Source organism: Gemmata sp., from assembly GCF_051859125.1.
Lineage (GTDB): Bacteria > Planctomycetota > Planctomycetia > Gemmatales > Gemmataceae > Gemmata.
In genome coordinates this window covers 21,202-38,721 of record NZ_JBHYGG010000286.1, presented here as the reverse complement: position 1 = coordinate 38,721, position 17,520 = coordinate 21,202, and the positions used below count along the sequence as shown (strand labels likewise).

The following is a 17,520-nucleotide window of genomic DNA, read 5'->3' as shown; positions in this document are numbered from 1 at the left end:
CAAAGGCCGATGTCTGGTAGGGGCCGCCCTCCGTGGCGGCCCGCCAACCACCTCTTGCGGATCTCAATTGCAAACTCACATTGCACCGGTGCGGCCGGCCCGGGGCATAATTCCCGGGCGGGCGCTTGCCTCCGGTCCGCCCGCATTGCTATCAATAAGGGGACTAGTTTGCTCGCCCGACGAGGCCGTGCCTTGAACCGATAACCGAACCACCCCACCTCTTCGAGGGGCGCTGCAACGGGACGCAGAGGCGTACTTGCCAGGCTCGCGGAGGTGGACTACAACCGTGCAACGGCGCCCGTTCTTTGTCAGGAGACTTTGAACGTGGCTACCGTTGCACAAAAGACCGCCGCCTTCACCGACTACCACGTCGCCGACATCTCGCTCGCCCCCTGGGGCCGCCGCGAGATCGCCATCGCCGAAACCGAGATGCCGGGCCTCATGGCGATCCGCGAGGAGTACGCCGCCCGCCAGCCGCTCAAGGGCGCGCGGGTCACCGGCTCGCTCCACATGACCATCCAGACGGCCGTGCTCATCGAGACGCTCCAGGCGCTCGGGGCCGAGGTCCGCTGGGCGTCGTGCAACATCTTCAGCACCCAGGACCACGCCGCCGCCGCCATCGCCGCCGCCGGCATCCCCGTGTTCGCGTACAAGGGCGAGTCGCTCGCCGAGTACTGGGACTACACGCACCGGATCTTCGAGTGGGCCGACGGCGGGTTCACGAACATGATCCTCGACGACGGTGGCGACGCGACGCTGCTCCTCCACCTCGGGGCGCGTGCCGAGAAGGACATCCACGTCCTCGACAAGCCCGGCAGCGAGGAGGAACGCATCCTCTACGCCGCGATCAAGAAGCGGGTCGCGGCACAGCCGGGCTGGTACTCGGAGCGGCTCGCGGCCGTGAAGGGCGTGACCGAGGAGACCACCACCGGCGTCCACCGCCTGTACCAGATGCACAAGCGCGGCGAGCTGAAGTTCCCCGCCATCAACGTCAACGACTCGGTCACCAAGTCGAAGTTCGACAACCTGTACGGGTGCCGCGAGTCGCTGGTCGACGGCATCAAGCGGGCCACCGACGTGATGATCGCGGGCAAGGTCGCCGTCGTCGCGGGCTACGGCGACGTGGGCAAGGGCTCGGCCCAGGCGCTGCGCGCCCTGTCGGCGCAGGTGTGGGTCACCGAGGTCGACCCGATCTGCGCGCTCCAGGCCGCGATGGAAGGCTACCGCGTCGTGACGATGGAGTACGCCGCCGACAAGGCCGACATCTTCGTGACGACCACCGGCAACTTCCGGGTCATCACGCACGACCACATGAAGGCGATGAAGAACAACGCCATCGTGTGCAACATCGGCCACTTCGACAACGAGATCGACGTCGCGTCGCTCGAGGACTACCGCTGGGAGGAGATTAAGCCGCAGGTCGACCACGTGATCTTCCCGGACGGCAAGCGGATCATCCTGCTCGCCAAGGGCCGGCTGGTGAACCTCGGGTGCGGCACCGGGCACCCGTCGTACGTGATGAGTTCGTCGTTCGCGAACCAGACCCTCGCGCAGATCGAACTCTGGCAGCACAACGCCAAGTACCCGGTCGGGGTGTACGTCCTGCCGAAGAAGCTCGACGAGCACGTCGCCCGGTTGCAGCTCAAGAAGCTCAACGTCCAGCTCACCGAGCTGACGCCGGAGCAGGCCGCGTACATCCACGTCCCGAAGGAAGGCCCGTACAAGAGCGACCACTACCGGTATTGAGTCGTTTGATACCAGGTTCGGGGTGATCGGGACCCGCGGGCGTCGAGAGCGGTTCCGGTCCGAGCCCGAGCCCGAGCGCCGAGCGAGGGGTGAGCGTGGACCCTCGCTTGGCGCTCGGGCTCGGACCGCCACGGTACAACCGGGCCTGGTGCAATGCTGTGACGGCCCCTTGCCCTCGCGGGAGGGGCCGGTTACCGTGAGTCTCGTTCCCGCGGACCGTTTAGCTCGGTGCCCTGCACCAGGGCGATGTTGCGTAGCCCGAGCGTATGGTCTGTCGTGCGACCCGGGGAGGGCTGTTCCAGCGGGGTGCGGTGCGGTCTGGAGCAACCCCGCCAGTCGTGGTTCCGCACCGCACCCCGGTGGGGTTCACCCGGCGGTGCCGTGAGCCCTCCGCGGTCCAGGTCTTGAAGTAAGCGCCGCGGGAACGCGAACGAGCCGGGGGCAACCCCGGCTCGCGTCGTTGAAACTGAGGGCTCGCGGACAAGACCCCGATTCCGGGCCGGCGACCCGCGAGCGGCGTGATACCGAGTCTGGTTGATGGCTCACGGTAGCCGGCCTCTGTGAGGCCGGGCCTGTGCGAGTCCCAGACGCCCGGCCTCACAGAGGCCGGCTACAGAAGAGATACCGATCACCCGGATCTGATATCAGACGTGGGTTTCGGTGGGTCGGCTGCGGAACAGTCGAGGTCCGGATTCGCGCCCGGCGCGAGCGGCTCTTGCGGAGTGTCCGGCGTCTTCGCGAAGCTCTCCCCCTCGTGTGCGAAGAGTCGGGGGTCGTGTGCGAGGCTCTCGCCCTCGTTCGCGAAGAGTTGGCCGCGTGTGCGAAGAGTTGGCATCGTTCGCGAAGAGTCGGCGTCGATTGCGGAGACCCCTCCCCCAACTCGCCGCACAGACGTGAGCTCGATCCGCGGGATCGCCAGGGCTCCGTCCGGTGGTCCTGATATTGAGTTGGTGGGGCAGGCATTCTTGCCTGCCTCCAGCCCACCGAAAGAGGCAGACAAGAATGTCTGCCCCACCGGGGTCAAGGCACGGTCACTGTCGGGGCGTGGAGGCGGAGCCGCGGCCCCTTCTTCACGGGCGGCGGGGTGAACTCGTGGACGTCGTGGCGGCTCATCGCCTCGGCCGGCGGCCCGTCCTGCGTGAGCTGGCCGTCCTCGAGTTCCATCACCTTGTCGGCGAACTGCACGAGCCGGGGGTCGTGCGTGACGACCAGCACCATCGCGCCGCGCTCGCGGGCGTTCTCGGTGAGGAGCTTGATGACCTGCTGGCCGTTGTCCCAGTCGAGGGCCGCGGTCGGCTCGTCGGCGAACACGAGCGTCGGGTTCTTGACCAGCGCCCGGCCGATGGCGACTCGCTGCTTCTCGCCGCCGGACATCTCGGCCGGCCGCAGGTGCGCCTTGTTCGCCAGCCCGAGCTGGCCGAGCACCTGGTCGGCGCGGTGCCGGGCCTCGCGCGGCGAGCACCCCTCGCCCCACTTCAGGACGATCTCGAGTTGCTCGCGGGCGGTGAGGGCCGGGAAGAGGTTGTAGCCCTGAAAGATGTACGAACAGTGCTGGAGCCGGAACCGCTCCATCTGCGTCTCGCTCATGCGCCACACGTCGCGGCCGAGGGCCCCGACGGCCCCGTTGTCCGGCCGCAGGAGGCCCGACAGCACCGCCAGCAGCGTCGACTTCCCGGACCCGCTCGGCCCCATCAGCAGGTTGAGGTCGCCCTTGCGGAACTCGACGGACACCCCCTTGAGGGCGTACGACTTGGTCTCCCCGGTGCCGAACGAGCGGATCAGGTCGGCCCCGCTAAGTGCGGCGTTCCCGCGCCGAAGGACTCCGGGGGCCTGAGCCGCGGGCGCAGCCGGCTTCGCGGGCTGCCGCCCGAACAGGCGAGCGAGACGACACATCGTGGGGTATCTCCATAAGTGCGGCTTCAAATGTGTGCGGTGGGGAGGGGTGGCGGTTGGCGAGGCGGTTCTCCTTTCGGGTGCGTCGTCAGTCGGGGGCGGTCCAGTGGGAGTCCATCAAAACCGCCGCGGTTCGCGGGGTCAATGGTGTCCCAAAGCTGCACAGGTAACCGGCAACCCCGTTACTAATGCGACATATGTGCGAGTTTGGCAACCCTCTCCAGGTGAAATTAGCGCAGTTCCCGACTAACCCCAACAGTAAATGTTCGGTCTCGGGTCGGGCATTTCGAGAATCGTACCGGCCTGATCGGGTTGTGCCGGGGGCGCGCGATCTGAGGGGTTCGCGGGTTCGGAGGGTTCGATCGGACCTGCTGACTATTGAGGACCGGGCCGCCTCCGTAATAATGGCTGGGAGGAATTGTGGTTGACGGAGGAACCGCGATGACCGTTGCGGTGGTCGGTGGCCCGGCCGGGGCCGGGTTGCGCGCCCTGGGCACGTTCGTCCCCGAGAGCGAGGGCTGGGACGGGCTGCGCGCGGCGCTGGCCGCCGGCCGCAGCGGCACCATCGACGGCGCGTGGGGCTCGTCGGCGGCCCTCGCGCTCGCGGCCCTCGCTGCCGACGCGCCCGGCACGCTCCTGGTCGTGGTGGCGAACCCGGCCGACGTGTCGCCGTGGGTCGAGGACCTCCGCAGCTTCTCGGGGCTCGCCCCGGCCGTGTTCGAGGCGTGGGAGACGTGGCCGGCCGGCACCAGTAAGGGGAAGCTCGACCCGATCACGGCGTCGCGGCTCCGCCTGCTCCAGCAACTCTCCACCGCCCCGCCGAAGCTGGTCGTCACGACGATGGCGGCCCTGTGCCAGCCGGTCCCGGAGCGCGCCGACCTCGCGGCCCGCGGGCGGAAGCTCGTCGCCGGCGAGGTGGTCGAGCCGACCGAGCTGGCCGAGTGGCTCGTCGCCAGCGGGTACAAGCGGGTGGACGCGGTCGAGTACCCCGGCGAGTTCGCCAAGCGCGGCGGCATCCTCGACGTGTTCTCGCCCGACACCGCCGACCCGGTCCGGCTCGAGTTCTTCGGCGACGAACTGGAGTCGGTCCGCACGTTCGCCGCGGGGAGCCAGCGGAGCCTCGACAAGCGCCCGGCGGTGACGCTGCTCGCGGCCGACGCGGGGGTCGGGGGTCCGGGATCGGGAGTCGTCGGAAAACCGGCGGACGCCGGACGCCGGACGCAGGACGCCCGGTCCCGGGCCCCCGACCCCCGGCAGGGGTTCCTCACCGACTACGTCCCGGCGGACTCGTGGGTCGCGCTCGTCGAGCCCGGCGACCTGAAGGAGCAGGCGCGGCACTTCTTCGACCGCATCGACGACCCGACCGGCCTGTTCCTGCCCGACGCGGCGTTCGCGAACCTGCTGCGGCTCCCGAGCGTGACCGTCTCGGCGCTGCCCCGGCCCAGCGTCGAGGCCTCGGCGCACCTGCGGGTCGAGTCGGTCGAGCGGTTCAGCGGGAACGTGCAGCGGGTCCGCGACGAACTCGACGCCGTCGCCGCCGGCGGCACGCAGCGGGTGCTCATCGCCTGCCAGTCCGACGCCGAGGTCCACCGCCTCACCGACGTGCTGAAGGCCGGCAAGCTCGCGCTCTCGGACCGGCTGCAACTGGTGACCGGGCACGTGCGGGCCGGGTTCCGCCTGGTGACCGCCGGCGTGGTGGTCGTCGGCAGCCACGAGATCTTCCACAAGGACCTGCTGCCGGCGGGGGTGAAGGCCGCGGCCGGGAAGTCGAGCCGCCGCGTCGAGTCGCGGGCCATCGACAGCTTCCTCGACCTGAACGAGGGCGACTACGTCGTCCACGTCGCCCACGGGATCGGCCGGTTCCGCGGGATGAAGATGCTCGACAAAGGAGTCGGGAGTCCGGAGCCCGGAGTCAGTGACGACGAGCACGCCGAGGATCCCTACCCGGCCCCGGATTCCCGACTCCTGACTCCCGCCGAGGAGAACCTCATCCTGGAGTTCCGCGACGGGGTGTTCCTGTACGTCCCGGCGACGCGGATCGACCTGGTCCAGAAGTACGTCGGCGGGCAGCAGGCCGAGCCGGAGCTGTCGAAGCTCGGCGGCACGGCGTGGGGCCGCAAGAAGGAGAAGGTGACCGAGGCGGTCCGCGACATGGCCGCCGACATGATCCAGGTCCAGGCCGTGCGGCAGTCGGTCCCCGGGTTCGCGTTCCCGACCGACTCCGACTGGCAGCGCGAGTTCGAGGCCGCGTTCCCGTACCAGGAGACGCCCGACCAGCTCTCGGCCATCAGCGAGGTGAAGGGGGACATCGAGAAGCCCAAGTCGATGGACCGGCTCATCTGCGGCGACGTCGGGTACGGCAAGACCGAGGTCGCGATCCGGGCCGCGTTTAAGACCATCGACAACGGCAAGCAGGTCGCCATCCTGGTGCCCACCACGGTCCTCGCCGAGCAGCACTTCCGCACGTTCACCCAGCGGTTCGCCGAGTACCCGTTCAGCGTCGGCGTGGTCAACCGGTTCAAGCCGGCCGGGAAGCAGCGGGAGACGCTCAAGCAGGTCGCCGCCGGCGCGATCGACGTGGTCGTCGGCACGCACCGGTTGCTCTCGAAGGACGTGAAGTTCAAGGACCTGGGCCTGGTCATCATCGACGAGGAGCAGCGGTTCGGGGTCGAGCACAAGGAGCGGCTCAAGCACCTGCGGGCGACGGTCCACGTCCTGACGATGACCGCGACGCCGATCCCGCGGACCCTGCACGGCGCGCTCATGGGCATCCGCGAGATCTCGAACCTGGAGACCCCGCCGCCCGAGCGCCAGCCGGTCGAGACGCGGATCATCCGGTGGGACGATCAGCTCATCAAGCACGCGATCAACCGCGAGCTGAACCGCGGCGGCCAGGTGTACTTCGTCCACAACCGGGTCCACGACATTCACGAGGTCGCCGACAAGATCCGGTACATCGTGCCCGAGGCGAGGGTGGTCGTCGGGCACGGGCAGATGACGGCCGACGAGCTGGAGAAGGCGATGGTCGCGTTCGTCCACAAGGCCGCCGACATCCTGGTCGCGACGACGATCATCGAGAGCGGCCTGGACATCCCGAACGCGAACACCATCTTCATCGACGACGCCGACATCTACGGCCTGGCCGACCTGCACCAGCTCCGGGGCCGCGTCGGGCGGCAGAAGAACCGGGCGTACGCGTACCTGATCGTGAACCCGATCAAGATGCTGTCCCCGACGGCGCAGCGGCGGCTCAAGGCGATCGAGGAGTTCACCGAACTCGGCTCGGGGTTCAAGATCGCCATGCGCGACCTCGAGATCCGCGGGGCCGGGAACATCCTCGGGGCCGAGCAGAGCGGGCACATCGCCAGCGTCGGGTACGAGCTGTACTGCCAGTTGCTGGAGAACGCGGTGCGGGCGCTGAAGCACCAGCCCCCGCGGCAGGCCGTCGAGGTGAACGTCGACCTCCCGTGGCCCGCGTACCTCCCGCGGGACTACGTCCCGGGCCAGAAGCTCCGCATCGAGGTGTACCGGCGGCTGGCCCGGCTCCGCGAGTTCAAGAAGCTCGACGACTTCCGCCAGGAGCTCCGCGACCGGTACGGCCCGCCGCCCGAGGCCGTCGAGTGGCTGCTCCGGACGACCGAGATCCGGCTCCTGTGCGTGCGGTGGCAGGTGTCGAGCGTCCACCGGGACGCCCGCGACCTGATCTTCGCGTACCGGAACGTCGAGCAGGCGAAGCGGCTGGTGGCGCAGAGCAAGGGCCGGCTCAAGATCGTGGACGAGAAGACCATCTACCTGCGGCTCCGGCCCGAGGACGACGACTCCCCCGAGGGCCTGTACCGGATGCTCCTCGCGGTGCTGAAGACGCAGTGAGCCCGGGATTGTGGCGAACCCTGAGCGCCAGCGAGGGGGTGAGGCGCACCCCCTCGCTGGCGCTCAGGGTTCGCCCGTACCCAACGCCGCGCCCCGCGGTTCCGCACTTGCACCAAATCCCCGACGCGGTATACCCGCGGTCCAGACCGCACGTAGTTTCCGCCGTGAAGGGGCAGGCATGGGCGCCGTGAACCCGGTTCGTTGGCTGTTTCTCGCCGCCGCGATCGCCGCTGTCCTCGGCTGCACCTCCGACGGCACGTCCGCGGCGCTGAAGGCCCGCGGGCAGGCCCCGATCGCCCCCGTCGCCCCGCCCCCGCCGCCCGCCCCGATCGTGCCCGGTGCCCCGGTCCCCGGCGCGCCGGTCTCGGGGGCTCCGGTCGCGCCCGACGTCACCAAGGCGGCTTACTCGGGGGCCGCGGCCGCCGGCAGCGGCGTCGAGCCGATCAAGGGGAGCGTCCCGCAGGTCAAGGTCGTGGCGCTCGTCGGCGCGTCGAGCCTCGTCACCGACCAGGAGGTCGTGGAAGCGGTCCGCCAGCGCATGAGCGAGTTGAACGGGCTCGACCCGGTGGCCCGCAAGGAGAAGGAAAAGGAGATGTACGCCGCCCAGTTGCGGAGCATCATCGCCCGCGAGTTGATCCTCGACGAGATGTACACGAAGCTCAAGAAGGGCGGCAAGTCGGCGCTCATCGACGACATCAAGGACTACGCCGGCAAGTCGGCCGACTTCACCATCCGCGGGCTCCGCAAGAACTTCCCGTCCGAAGAGGTGTTCAAGGAGTACCTCGACTCGCAGGGGCTCACGGTCCCGGTCCTGAAGCGGCAGTTCGAGCGGCAGACGATGGCCACGGAGTACGTCCGCAGCGCGCTCAAGGACAAGGCCCGCAACCCGGGGCTGGCCGACCTCCGCGACTACTACGACACGCACCCCGACGAGTTCCAGACCGTGGACCGGGTGCTGTGGCTCGACATCTTCATCAGCTTCCGCAAGCACGCGTCGGACAAGGCGGCCCTCGACCACGCCCAGACGGTGCTCCAGCAGGCGGCGCTCGGGGCCGACTTCGCGGCGCTGTCGAAGAAGTACGACGACGGGCTCTCGGGCAACCAGGGCGGCGTCGGCATCGGCATCGAGCGGGGCAAGATCCTCCCGCCGGACGTCGAGCCGGTCGTGTGGAAGCTGAAGCCCGGCGAGGTCGGCGAACTGGTCCCGACGCCCGTGGGCTATCACATCATCAAGGTGGTGAAGCGCGATTACGCCGGCCCGCGGCCGTTCGACGTGAAGGTGCAGAACGAGGTCCGCGAGAAGCTCATGCGGAAGTACCGCGACGTCGAGGAGCAGAAGCTCATCGAGGAGCTGTGGCGCAAGGGGCCGGTGCGGCTCATTGACAACCCGTGACCGCGGGCGCGAGTCCCAGGGTTCGCACCCTGGGCTGCGGACGGCCCCTCTCCGGGGGCTCAGTGCTCGGAGTCCCGGAGGGACGACAGTGCGCGGCCCAGGGTGCTAACCCTGGGTCCGCTTCTCCAATCGCAACTGCGTGCTCGACACGTCGGCCCGGAAGTCGCTCTCGGTGAGCGGCACGAACAGCGCCCCGAACTCGTCGGCCAGCCCGCCCCCGTCCCACACGCGGAACGCGCCCGCGGCGTCGACCCGCCCGCCCACCACGAACCGGCACCCGCGGTCCGCGATTCCCCGCAGCGCCACCTCCCGCCCCTCGGCACCGCCGTAATACTTCGGGTCGATCACCCGCACGGCCGTGTCCCACCCGAGGACGAACGCCGCGCCGGGGAACAGTTCGGCTTTCTTGTCGAACGTTGCGGCGCGCGTCACCCACACCGGCCCGGCGGCCGCGAACTGCCGCACCCGCACCTCGACGAGTTCGGGGGCGAGCTCGGGCTTGTCGGCGTTGGCGACCGACAATTCGAAGTGGACCGGTACGCCGAGGCGGTTCGCGGCGGCCGCGGCCAGCGCCGTGTGCCCGTGGTGGAGCGGGTTGAAAGACCCGGGCAGGACCGCGAGCGGCCGCGGCCCAGCGGAGCACCCGCAAGGCCCGACGCAGACCGCCCCGTGTGTCGCGAACAAATCCCACATGACGTTCATTGTGTAACGGCCCCGGCCACCGCGGCAGAAAACGTGAGCGAATCCGCCGATTCCACTGGTGCCGCCGCGGGACCGCGGGTATGAGCCGCCCACACGCAGGGATCAGTTTCGTTTCGCCACGCACGGAGGGGCGGCCATGCGCCGGAAGATCGTGTTCGGTCTCGGTCTCGCGGGGGTGTTGACCGGGGCCGGGGCCGGCGGCGCCCAGTTCGCCGCGGACCGCACGCCCGCCCCGCCCACGCTGCCCGTGTCGCCGGTCCCGGTCCAGTCGCGGCCCGCCGCGGCGCCGCCCGGCGCGCGCCCGGCGCTGCCCGCCCCGCCCGGCGGCGTCGGCGCGGTGCCCTCGAACCCGATCCAGCAGGCGGGGGGCACCGTCGAGGCCCCCAGCGCGCCGCCCCCGGCCGACGTGGAGATCCGCTCGGCGCTCGGCGCGAACCACCCGTGGGCGATCACGCCCGAGCACGGGGCGTACTTCATCCTGGTGAAGAGCTACTCGCGGCCGAGCCGCCCGACCCCGCAGGACAACGGCCCGTCGGCCCGCACCCTGGCCGAGGAGCTGGCGAGCGAGATCCGCAACTCGTTCAAGGTGCAGGCGCTGCTGTACGAGTACGTGTCGGCCGAGCGGAGGGCCGAGATGGCGTCGATCGCCGCGGCCCGCGAGCGCGCCCGGGTGTTCACCGCCCAGCTCGAAAAGTACAAGCAGCAGGCCGCGCTCCAGGGCATGGAGTTCCTGGACCCGGACAACCGGGTCCACTTCAAGACCGTGAACTACCAGGACCAGATCGCGGTGCTCGTGGGCGGGTTCAAGACCGACGCCGAGGCCCGCAAGGCGCTCGACACGCTCCGGAAGTGGCCCGCGCCGAAGAACAAGAACCTGATGGACGGCGCGGTCATCCAGCGGGCCAACAATGCCGGCAAGGTCGTTCTCGAAGAGGGGCACCTGAACCCGTACCTCACGGCCCACGTGGTGCCGAACCCGACGGTCGCCCGCGCCGACGCGGCCCCGGCCGAGCCGATCGACCCGTTCATCGTGAAGCTAAACGAGGGCCGGCCGTACAGCCTGCTCCGGGCGAAGAAGGGGTGGACCCTGGGCATCAAGTCGTTCACCGCACCGGTCGAGATCGTGAGCAAGGACGCGGGGACCGGGCTGATGCGGGCGGTCGGGTCGGCCGGCAAGGGGGCCGACGTGCTGAAGGCCGGGGCCGAGCAGGCCGAGAAGCTCGCCGAGGCGCTCCGGAACATGCGGGACAAGGGGCTCCCGGCCGACGGGTTCGAGGCGTTCGTGCTGCACACCCGCACCGCGAGCATCGTCACTGTCGGCCAGTTCGACGGCCCGAACGACCCGGCCCTGCTCCAGACCAAGCAACTGCTGTCGTCGATCAAGCTGAACCTCAGCAAGGACCGGGACGGGCACCAGCCGGTGCTGAACGGCCCGAGCCTGTTCGACAACATGATGCCCGTCCCGGTGCCGCACTGATCGTTGGCCTTCGGCGGGAGAGGACGGAGGACAGGAAGCAACAATCGGGCACGGGCACGCACGCGGGCACGGGCGCGGGCACGGATGAGGACCGGGCCGCGACCGTCCCGTCCCCGTGTCTTCCCGTTTTCCTCCGTGTCCCAGCCCGTGCCCGTGCCCGATTGTTGCTTCCTGTCCTCCGTCCTCTGACCTCTGCTGCTGAAAACCGCTACGCCACCCGCGGGTTCACCGGCGGCCAGATCATCGTGTAGAGGGTGTTGGCGAACATCGCCAGGAACAGGTCGATGACGAGGATGGCGATGAACGACCACACGAACGCCTCGGTCGCGGCCCGGCCCACGCCCTCGGCCCCGGCCCGCCCGTGGAACCCGCGGTGGCACGCGATCAGCGACAGCACGCCCCCGAAGATCACCGCCTTCACCAGCCCGGTGCACACGTCCCACACCTTCACGAACTCCTGCGTGTGCCGCCAGTAGTGGTGGCTGTCGATCTGGTAGACGTACAGCGAGATCAGCGTGCTCCCCGCCAGGCCGAGCAGGTCCGCGAGGACCGTCAGCAGCGGCGTCAGCAGCACGCACGCGATGAGCCGCGGGGCCACGAGGTACTTCACCGGGTCCACGCCCAGGCACGCCAGCGCGTCGAGCTGCTCGGTGACCCGCATGGTCGCGAGTTCGGCGGCCATCGCCGACCCGACCCGGCCCGAGAGCATGACGGCCGCGAGCACCGGCCCGAGTTCCCGCACCACCGACATGTGGATGATCGCCCCGAGCGACGTTTCGAGGCCGATCGTGTGGAACTGCCCGTAGGCCTGCACCGCCAGCACCATGCCGATGAACAGCCCGGTGACGCCGACCACGCCGGCGCTGGAGTACCCCACCTGGAACGCGACCCGGAGCAGCTCGCGGCCGCGGAACGCGCGCTGGGCCACGCCCCGGCAGGCGCGCGCGGCGAACAGCGACCAGTCCCCGAGCGAGACGACCCACTCGGCGAGCGGCGAGAGCACGGACCGGGGTGCGGGTTCGGTGGAGGACATGAAGGCGGTTGTAGCCGCACGAACAGCCGGAGGGTAGTGGGTATGGGGCCGCGGCCGAGCGCGGCCCGCTGACGCGGGCCGCGCGACGGGACTCAGGCCGCCGCCCGCGCCGGGGGCCGCACCGGTTCCGCGGCCAGTTGCGGCACCAGCGGTCGGCTCTCGAACCTCCGCTTGATCCTCAGGAACGGCCGCTCGATGAGGAAGTACGAGACGAGTGCGGCGGCGAAAATCGCGGCGAGCATCAGGCACACTTCACGCAGCGCCCACCAGCCCAGCGGGCCGTGGGGCACCCAGCGGAGGACCGGGATGTGAACCAGGTACAGACTGTACGACAGCCGGCCGATGGCCACGAGCGGGGCCGCCCCAAGCACCCAGGTCCCCACGAGCGACGGGGCCGCGAGCAGGCGGAGCAGGATGACGGCGACCATCACCGCGGCGGCGGTGAACAGCCCCTGGTACAGCGACTGGGAGACGAGCGGCAGGGTCCAGACCATGTACCCGAGTCCCGCGGCCGACGCCACGGCCCCCAGCCCGGTTACGTGCCGGAACCAGCGGCCCGCGGGGATGAGGCCGGACGTGGCGAACAGGCCCACCGCGCACCCGATTAAGAGCGCGTCCGCCCGCGTGTGCGAGGCCGCGTAGAGCCAGTAGATGGTGGCCAGGTAGGCGGGGTGGGTCGGGTCGTAAAACGAGACGATCAGCAGCCGGAGCGCGGCGGACAGGAGGGCGCCGCCCAGCGCCACCCACATGACCTCGCGCGTCGTCAGGCCCGCACGCAGCATGCCGTACAGGAGCAGCGGCCACACGAGGTAGAACTGCTCCTCGACGGACAGCGACCACGTGTGGCCCAGGGTCTCCTGAGGGAGCATGTGAATGTTCGGCCAGTTCGCGATGTAGCACGCCGCCACCACCGCTTCCTTCCGGAACTCCTTCGCCTCGTCGGGCCGGAACCAGGTGGTGTACACCAGGCCGAAGGCGACCAGGGCGAACAGGGCCGGCTGGAGCCGCAGGCACCGGCGGAGGTAGAACCGCTTCAGGCTCACCGCCCCGGCCGACTGCCACTCCTCGACGATCAGGGTGGTGATCAGGAACCCGCTGAGCACGAAGAAGATGTCGACGCCGAGGTAGCCGCCCCAGAAGAGCCCGAGGTGGGCGCCGAGCGTGATGAGGATCGCGATCCCGCGGAGCCCGTCCAGCCACCGCCGGTAGCCGAGCCGGAAGCCCGCTGGCCCTCCGGTGACCGGAGCGGGAGCGACCGCTTCGTTCGAGGGGGCGTCGGACCGATACGGGAGGAGGTCGGGCCGTGGTGCGGCTGCCATCTGTTGCCCTCCGTGGCAATGTTCGGACGCGACCCGGAGGGCGGACCCCATCCCAGGGCGGGTGTGGCCCTTGAGTTCGGCCAACTGTTTAAGTGACGTACCCCCTATCGACACAAGCAAAGTCGCTTCTTGAATTCCCGACGTCGATACTTAAATCCCCGACGTGTCCCACCAGGCCACCCACCCGAGGTCCGGAACCGCGAGTGCGAAAGAAGAAGTGAGAGTCGCGCACCGCCGCGGCCGCGGCGGACCCGGAGCCCCCTCACGCCCCGGTGGCCGTGCGGACCGCGGCCCCGTAGGCGGCACGCAAGTTCACCGGCGTGAACGCCCGCGCCACGGGGCCGCTCGCGACCACCCGCACGTTCAGCAGCGTGACCCAGTCGAAGTACTCGGGGACGGTTTGCAGGTCGTGGTGGACCACCAGCACCGTGCGACCGCGGGTGCGGAGCTCGCGGAGGATCTCGACGATCGCCTTCTCGGTCACTGCGTCCACGCCCTGGAACGGCTCGTCCATCAGGTACACCGGCGCGTCCTGGGCCAGCGCCCGCGCGAGGAACACCCGCTGCTGTTGGCCGCCCGAGAGCTGGCTGATCTGCCGGTCCGCGAACCCCGCCATGCCGACCCGCGCCAGGGCGTCGGTCGCCGCGGCGCGCTCGGCCCTCCCCGGCCGCCGGAACCACCCGAGCCTGCCGTAGGTGCCCATCAGCACCACGTCGAGCGCCGTCGTCGGGAAGTCCCAGTCCACGGTGCCACGCTGCGGGACGTAGGCGACCGACCGCGCCCGCGGGGAGTACGGAACGCCGCCCACCAGCACGCGGCCCGACACCGGCTTGAGCAGTCCCAGCACGGCCTTGATGAGCGTCGTCTTCCCGGCCCCGTTCGGCCCGACGACCGCCATCAGCACGCCGGCCGGTACCGTCAGGTCGATGTCCCACAGCACGGGCGTGTCGCGGTACGCGACCGTGAGGTCGTGGACTTCAATTGCCGGTTGGGGGCTGGGGTTCGGCTCACCGGGCAGATGTGGAGCTGGGGAGCTGGGGAGGTGGGGAGCGAACCCCGGCACCGGGCCGCCGTTCGCGGACGCGGGAATCGGATACGCACCGGAACCGATCATCGTGTTTTCTCCCCCTCTCCTCGTCTCCCGCTGCCAGCCCCCAACCGCGAGTCCCGGCACACTGGTCGCTGCCCTTGCATCGGGGTGCGAGTCGCCTACCTTCATCACCCCTCACGGGGCGAGCGCCGCGGCGATCACCCCGGCGTTGTGCCGGACCATTCCGGGGTAGGTCGCGCCCGGGGTGCCCGGCCCGCCGAGCGCGTCGGAGTACAGTGCATTTTCCCCGCCGATCAGCTTCACCTCGTGCTTGTACTTCGCCCGGACGTCGTCGAGCACGCCCTGGAGCCCGACCGGAGGCACCGACGTCTCGGTGAACACGGCCGGGATACGGCGGGTGCCGATGAGCGTGGCCAGTTCGTTCCGCCGCGGGGTGCCCAGCTCGCTCGCCGTGCTCACGCCCTCCAGGCCGATCACCTCGAACCCGTAGGCCCGGCCGAAGTACCCGAAGGCGTCGTGCGAGGTCACCAGCACGCGCCGGTCCTTGGGAATGGTGTCGAGCTTCGCGCGGACCTCGCGGTCGAGGTCGTCGAGTTCCTTGAGGTACGCGGCGGCGTTTGATTTGTAGACCTCGGCCCCGGCCGGGTCGAGCTCGCTCAGCGCGTCGCGGACCACCCCGACGCTCGACTTCCACAGCGGCACGTCGAACCAGACGTGCGGGTCGTGCTCGCCGCCGTCCACCTCGGCCGTGCGGAGCTTGTCGGCGGGGATGGTGCCGGCGACGGCCCGGGCGCGCCAGCGGCCGTGGTTCTTCTCGAACAGGTCGGCCATCTTCCCTTCGAGGTGCAGGCCGTTGAAGAACACGAGGTGCGCGTGGTCGAGCTTCTTGCGGTCGCCCGAGCCCGAGATGTACTTGTGCGGGTCGACCCCCGCGCCCATGAGCGTCTCGACCTGCACGCGGTCGCCACCGACCCGCTGGGCGACGTCCGCGACGATGGTCGTCGTGCAGGTGACGCGGACCGGCACCCCGGTAAATGCGGGGGGCCCCGCCTGGCTGCTGCACCCCGATCCGGCGCCCACGGCCCCGAGCGCCAGAACCACAACCCCCAAGATGCGAAGGGACATGAAGCAGACTCCGACCATTGGAAGCACCGGCTAATGTCTCTGTTAGTCTATGCGAACAGGTCGCGTTTGACAACGCGCCGGGGTCGAATCGCGTGGTCCGGTGCGACCGCCCCGGATACATTAACAGAGGGTCGGGCGACCCGGCACGGGGGCCGCTATGGGTCTGATGCACTGGTTCGCTCCGCAGTCCGCCAGCACCCTGGAACCGACGCACCGCAAGCTCGCGCCGCTGGTCGTACCGGTGCCCCCGGAACAGGCCGTCGAGGCGGTCCGCCGGGCGGTCGCGGACCTCCCCGGCTGGGAGATCGGTTCCGCAGTGGCGGGCGAGGTCCACCTGGTCCGCAGGTCGGGTGGCCTCGGCGGTCGCGCCGCGGTGAGCCTGACGCTGAAGCCGGCCGGTCCGGGGACGCTGATCCACGCCGTGAGCCGCGGGCCGGCGTGGTGGCCGGCCCGGCACCGCCAGAACATCGACGAACTGTTCGCCGCGGTCCGCAGGGCCGCAGCCCCCCGGCCCCTCAACACCCCTCTTTGAACGCGACACTCATGAACCTGCTGGTGATCGGCAAGGGTGGCCGGGAACACGCCCTCGTGTGGAAGCTGAGGCAGTCCCCGCGGGCCGGGAAGGTCTTCTGCGCCCCGGGGAACGCGGGGACCGCCGCCGAGGGGGCCACGAACGTCGCCATCGACCACACCGAGACCGACAAGCTGAACCGGTTCTGCGCCCGCGAGCAGATCGGCCTCGTGGTGATCGGCCCGGAGGACCCGCTCGCGGCGGGCCTGGCCGACTACCTCCGCGACAAGGGGTTCAGGGTGTTCGGCCCGTCGAAGGAGGCGGCCCGGATCGAGGGGAGTAAGGTCTTCGCCAAGGAACTGATGCGGCACGCCGACGTGCCGACCGCCGACTTCCAGGTGTTCGACCACCCGGGCCCGGCCCGCACCTACGTCGAGACCCGCGACTACCCGGTCGTGGTGAAGGCCGACGGGCTCGCGGCCGGCAAGGGCGTCGTGGTGTGCAAGGACAACACCGAGGCGATGCAGGCGGTGCGGCGGATCATGACCGAGGAGGAGTTCGGCCGGACCGCGGGCCGCAAGATCGTGATCGAGAAGAAGCTCGACGGCGAGGAGCTCTCGGTGCTCGCGCTGGTGAGCGGGCGGACGATCCTCCCGCTGCCGGCGTGCCAGGACCACAAGGCGGTCAACGACGGCGACAAGGGGCCGAACACCGGCGGCATGGGCGCGTACTGCCCCGCCCCGGCCGCGACGCCGAAGCTCATGGCCGAGTTCGAGCGGGACGTGTTCGTGCCGGTCGTCCACGCGATGAAGCGCGCCCGGTACCCGTTCCAGGGCGTCCTCTACGCCGGCATGATGCTGACCAACCAGGGCTCGCGGGTGCTGGAGTTCAACGCCCGGTTCGGCGACCCCGAGACGCAACCGGTCCTGATGCGGCTCAAGACCGACCTGCTCGACCTGCTCGAGGCCGTGGCCGACGAGCGGCTCCACGAGTTCGAGAACAAGGTCGAGTGGGACCCGCGGCCGGCCGTGTGCGTGGTGCTCTGTTCCGGCGGGTACCCCGGGAAGTACGACAACGGCAAGGAGATCACCGGCGTCGCCGAGGCCGACGCGCTGCCGGGCGTGAAGGTGTTCCACGCGGGGACGAAGACCGACGACAAGGGCCGGGTGGTGACCGACGGCGGCCGCGTCCTGGGCGTGACGGCGCTCGGGTCCGACCTCGCCGCCGCCAAGGCCCGCGCCTACGAGGCGGTGAAGCTCATCCGCTTCGCGGGGATGCACTACCGGACGGACATCGCCGACAAGGCACTGAAGGTGAAGCCGGTCGCCGCGCCCGTCGAGCCGCCGAAGCTCCCGGCGAAGTTCCGCCGCCCCGGCGGCGACAAGCCCGCGACGAGCTGA

12 protein-coding genes and 1 riboswitch are annotated in these 17,520 nt (G+C 70.1%); of the genes, 6 read left to right on the top strand and 6 right to left on the bottom strand.

Going from position 1 to position 17,520, the window contains the following annotated elements:
* Positions 1 to 218 precede the first annotated feature (218 nt).
* Positions 219 to 307: riboswitch (S-adenosyl-L-homocysteine riboswitch) on the top strand.
* 17 nt (positions 308 to 324) lie between these two features.
* Positions 325 to 1,746 carry an adenosylhomocysteinase gene (ahcY, locus tag ACTIGN_RS29765; RefSeq protein WP_439630770.1) on the top strand — a complete coding sequence of 474 codons (1,422 nt, stop codon included), beginning with the start codon at positions 325 to 327 and terminating at the stop codon, positions 1,744 to 1,746.
* Positions 1,747 to 2,766: 1,020 nt separating this feature from the next.
* Here ahcY and ACTIGN_RS29760 read toward each other — a convergent pair.
* Positions 2,767 to 3,639, bottom strand: coding sequence for an ABC transporter ATP-binding protein (locus tag ACTIGN_RS29760; RefSeq protein WP_439630768.1), 873 nt, complete (start codon positions 3,637 to 3,639; stop codon positions 2,767 to 2,769).
* A gap of 441 nt (positions 3,640 to 4,080) precedes the next feature.
* Here ACTIGN_RS29760 and mfd point away from each other — a divergent pair, with 441 nt between their 5' ends.
* Together mfd and ACTIGN_RS29750 are read left to right on the top strand one after the other, a co-directional pair.
* Positions 4,081 to 7,509 (top strand): transcription-repair coupling factor, encoded by a 3,429-nt coding sequence (mfd, locus tag ACTIGN_RS29755; protein WP_439630766.1) that lies wholly within the window; start codon positions 4,081 to 4,083, stop codon positions 7,507 to 7,509.
* A 178-nt stretch (positions 7,510 to 7,687) separates the two neighbouring features.
* Positions 7,688 to 8,902, top strand: coding sequence for a peptidylprolyl isomerase (locus tag ACTIGN_RS29750; protein ID WP_439630764.1), 1,215 nt, complete (start codon positions 7,688 to 7,690; stop codon positions 8,900 to 8,902).
* Positions 8,903 to 9,007: 105 nt separating this feature from the next.
* Here ACTIGN_RS29750 and ACTIGN_RS29745 read toward each other — a convergent pair whose 3' ends face one another.
* A complete protein-coding gene (locus ACTIGN_RS29745; RefSeq protein WP_439630762.1) occupies positions 9,008 to 9,595 on the bottom strand; it encodes a hypothetical protein in 588 nt (195 codons plus the stop codon).
* A gap of 145 nt (positions 9,596 to 9,740) precedes the next feature.
* Here ACTIGN_RS29745 and ACTIGN_RS29740 point away from each other — a divergent pair, with 145 nt between their 5' ends.
* Entirely contained in the window at positions 9,741 to 11,081 is a 1,341-nt protein-coding gene (locus ACTIGN_RS29740) for a hypothetical protein (protein WP_439630760.1), read from the top strand.
* A gap of 208 nt (positions 11,082 to 11,289) precedes the next feature.
* On the opposite strand, the gene ACTIGN_RS29735 is transcribed toward ACTIGN_RS29740, so the two are convergent.
* The 4 genes from ACTIGN_RS29735 to ACTIGN_RS29720 all read right to left on the bottom strand — a co-directional run bounded on the left by ACTIGN_RS29735 (position 11,290) and on the right by ACTIGN_RS29720 (position 15,609).
* Positions 11,290 to 12,114 carry an MlaE family ABC transporter permease gene (locus ACTIGN_RS29735; RefSeq protein ID WP_439630758.1) on the bottom strand — a complete coding sequence of 275 codons (825 nt, stop codon included), beginning with the start codon at positions 12,112 to 12,114 and terminating at the stop codon, positions 11,290 to 11,292.
* A gap of 92 nt (positions 12,115 to 12,206) precedes the next feature.
* Entirely contained in the window at positions 12,207 to 13,433 is a 1,227-nt protein-coding gene (locus ACTIGN_RS29730) for an acyltransferase family protein (RefSeq protein ID WP_439630756.1), read from the bottom strand.
* Positions 13,434 to 13,695: 262 nt separating this feature from the next.
* A complete protein-coding gene (locus tag ACTIGN_RS29725) occupies positions 13,696 to 14,547 on the bottom strand; it encodes a metal ABC transporter ATP-binding protein (RefSeq protein WP_439630754.1) in 852 nt (283 codons plus the stop codon).
* Between the two features lie 111 nt (positions 14,548 to 14,658).
* Positions 14,659 to 15,609, bottom strand: a complete 951-nt coding sequence (locus ACTIGN_RS29720) for a metal ABC transporter solute-binding protein, Zn/Mn family (RefSeq protein ID WP_439630752.1) — start codon at positions 15,607 to 15,609, stop codon at positions 14,659 to 14,661.
* A 157-nt stretch (positions 15,610 to 15,766) separates the two neighbouring features.
* On the opposite strand from ACTIGN_RS29720, the gene ACTIGN_RS29715 reads away from it, so the two are divergent.
* Positions 15,767 to 16,141 carry a hypothetical protein gene (locus ACTIGN_RS29715; RefSeq protein WP_439630750.1) on the top strand — a complete coding sequence of 125 codons (375 nt, stop codon included), beginning with the start codon at positions 15,767 to 15,769 and terminating at the stop codon, positions 16,139 to 16,141.
* 11 nt (positions 16,142 to 16,152) lie between these two features.
* A complete protein-coding gene (gene purD / locus ACTIGN_RS29710; RefSeq protein ID WP_439630771.1) occupies positions 16,153 to 17,520 on the top strand; it encodes a phosphoribosylamine--glycine ligase in 1,368 nt (455 codons plus the stop codon).

What these genes read in the sequence shown, in the direction of transcription:
- ACTIGN_RS29760 (WP_439630768.1), bottom strand. Translation starts at nt 3,639, where the DNA reads ATGTGTCGTCTCGCTCGCCTGTTCGGGCGGCAGCCCGCGAAGCCGGCT.
- mfd (WP_439630766.1), top strand. Translation starts at nt 4,081, where the DNA reads ATGACCGTTGCGGTGGTCGGTGGCCCGGCCGGGGCCGGGTTGCGCGCC.
- ACTIGN_RS29750 (WP_439630764.1), top strand. Translation starts at nt 7,688, where the DNA reads ATGGGCGCCGTGAACCCGGTTCGTTGGCTGTTTCTCGCCGCCGCGATC.
- ACTIGN_RS29745 (WP_439630762.1), bottom strand. Translation starts at nt 9,595, where the DNA reads ATGTGGGATTTGTTCGCGACACACGGGGCGGTCTGCGTCGGGCCTTGC.
- ACTIGN_RS29740 (WP_439630760.1), top strand. Translation starts at nt 9,741, where the DNA reads ATGCGCCGGAAGATCGTGTTCGGTCTCGGTCTCGCGGGGGTGTTGACC.
- ACTIGN_RS29735 (WP_439630758.1), bottom strand. Translation starts at nt 12,114, where the DNA reads ATGTCCTCCACCGAACCCGCACCCCGGTCCGTGCTCTCGCCGCTCGCC.
- ACTIGN_RS29730 (WP_439630756.1), bottom strand. Translation starts at nt 13,433, where the DNA reads ATGGCAGCCGCACCACGGCCCGACCTCCTCCCGTATCGGTCCGACGCC.
- ACTIGN_RS29725 (WP_439630754.1), bottom strand. Translation starts at nt 14,547, where the DNA reads ATGATCGGTTCCGGTGCGTATCCGATTCCCGCGTCCGCGAACGGCGGC.
- ACTIGN_RS29720 (WP_439630752.1), bottom strand. Translation starts at nt 15,609, where the DNA reads ATGTCCCTTCGCATCTTGGGGGTTGTGGTTCTGGCGCTCGGGGCCGTG.
- ACTIGN_RS29715 (WP_439630750.1), top strand. Translation starts at nt 15,767, where the DNA reads ATGGGTCTGATGCACTGGTTCGCTCCGCAGTCCGCCAGCACCCTGGAA.
- purD (WP_439630771.1), top strand. Translation starts at nt 16,153, where the DNA reads ATGAACCTGCTGGTGATCGGCAAGGGTGGCCGGGAACACGCCCTCGTG.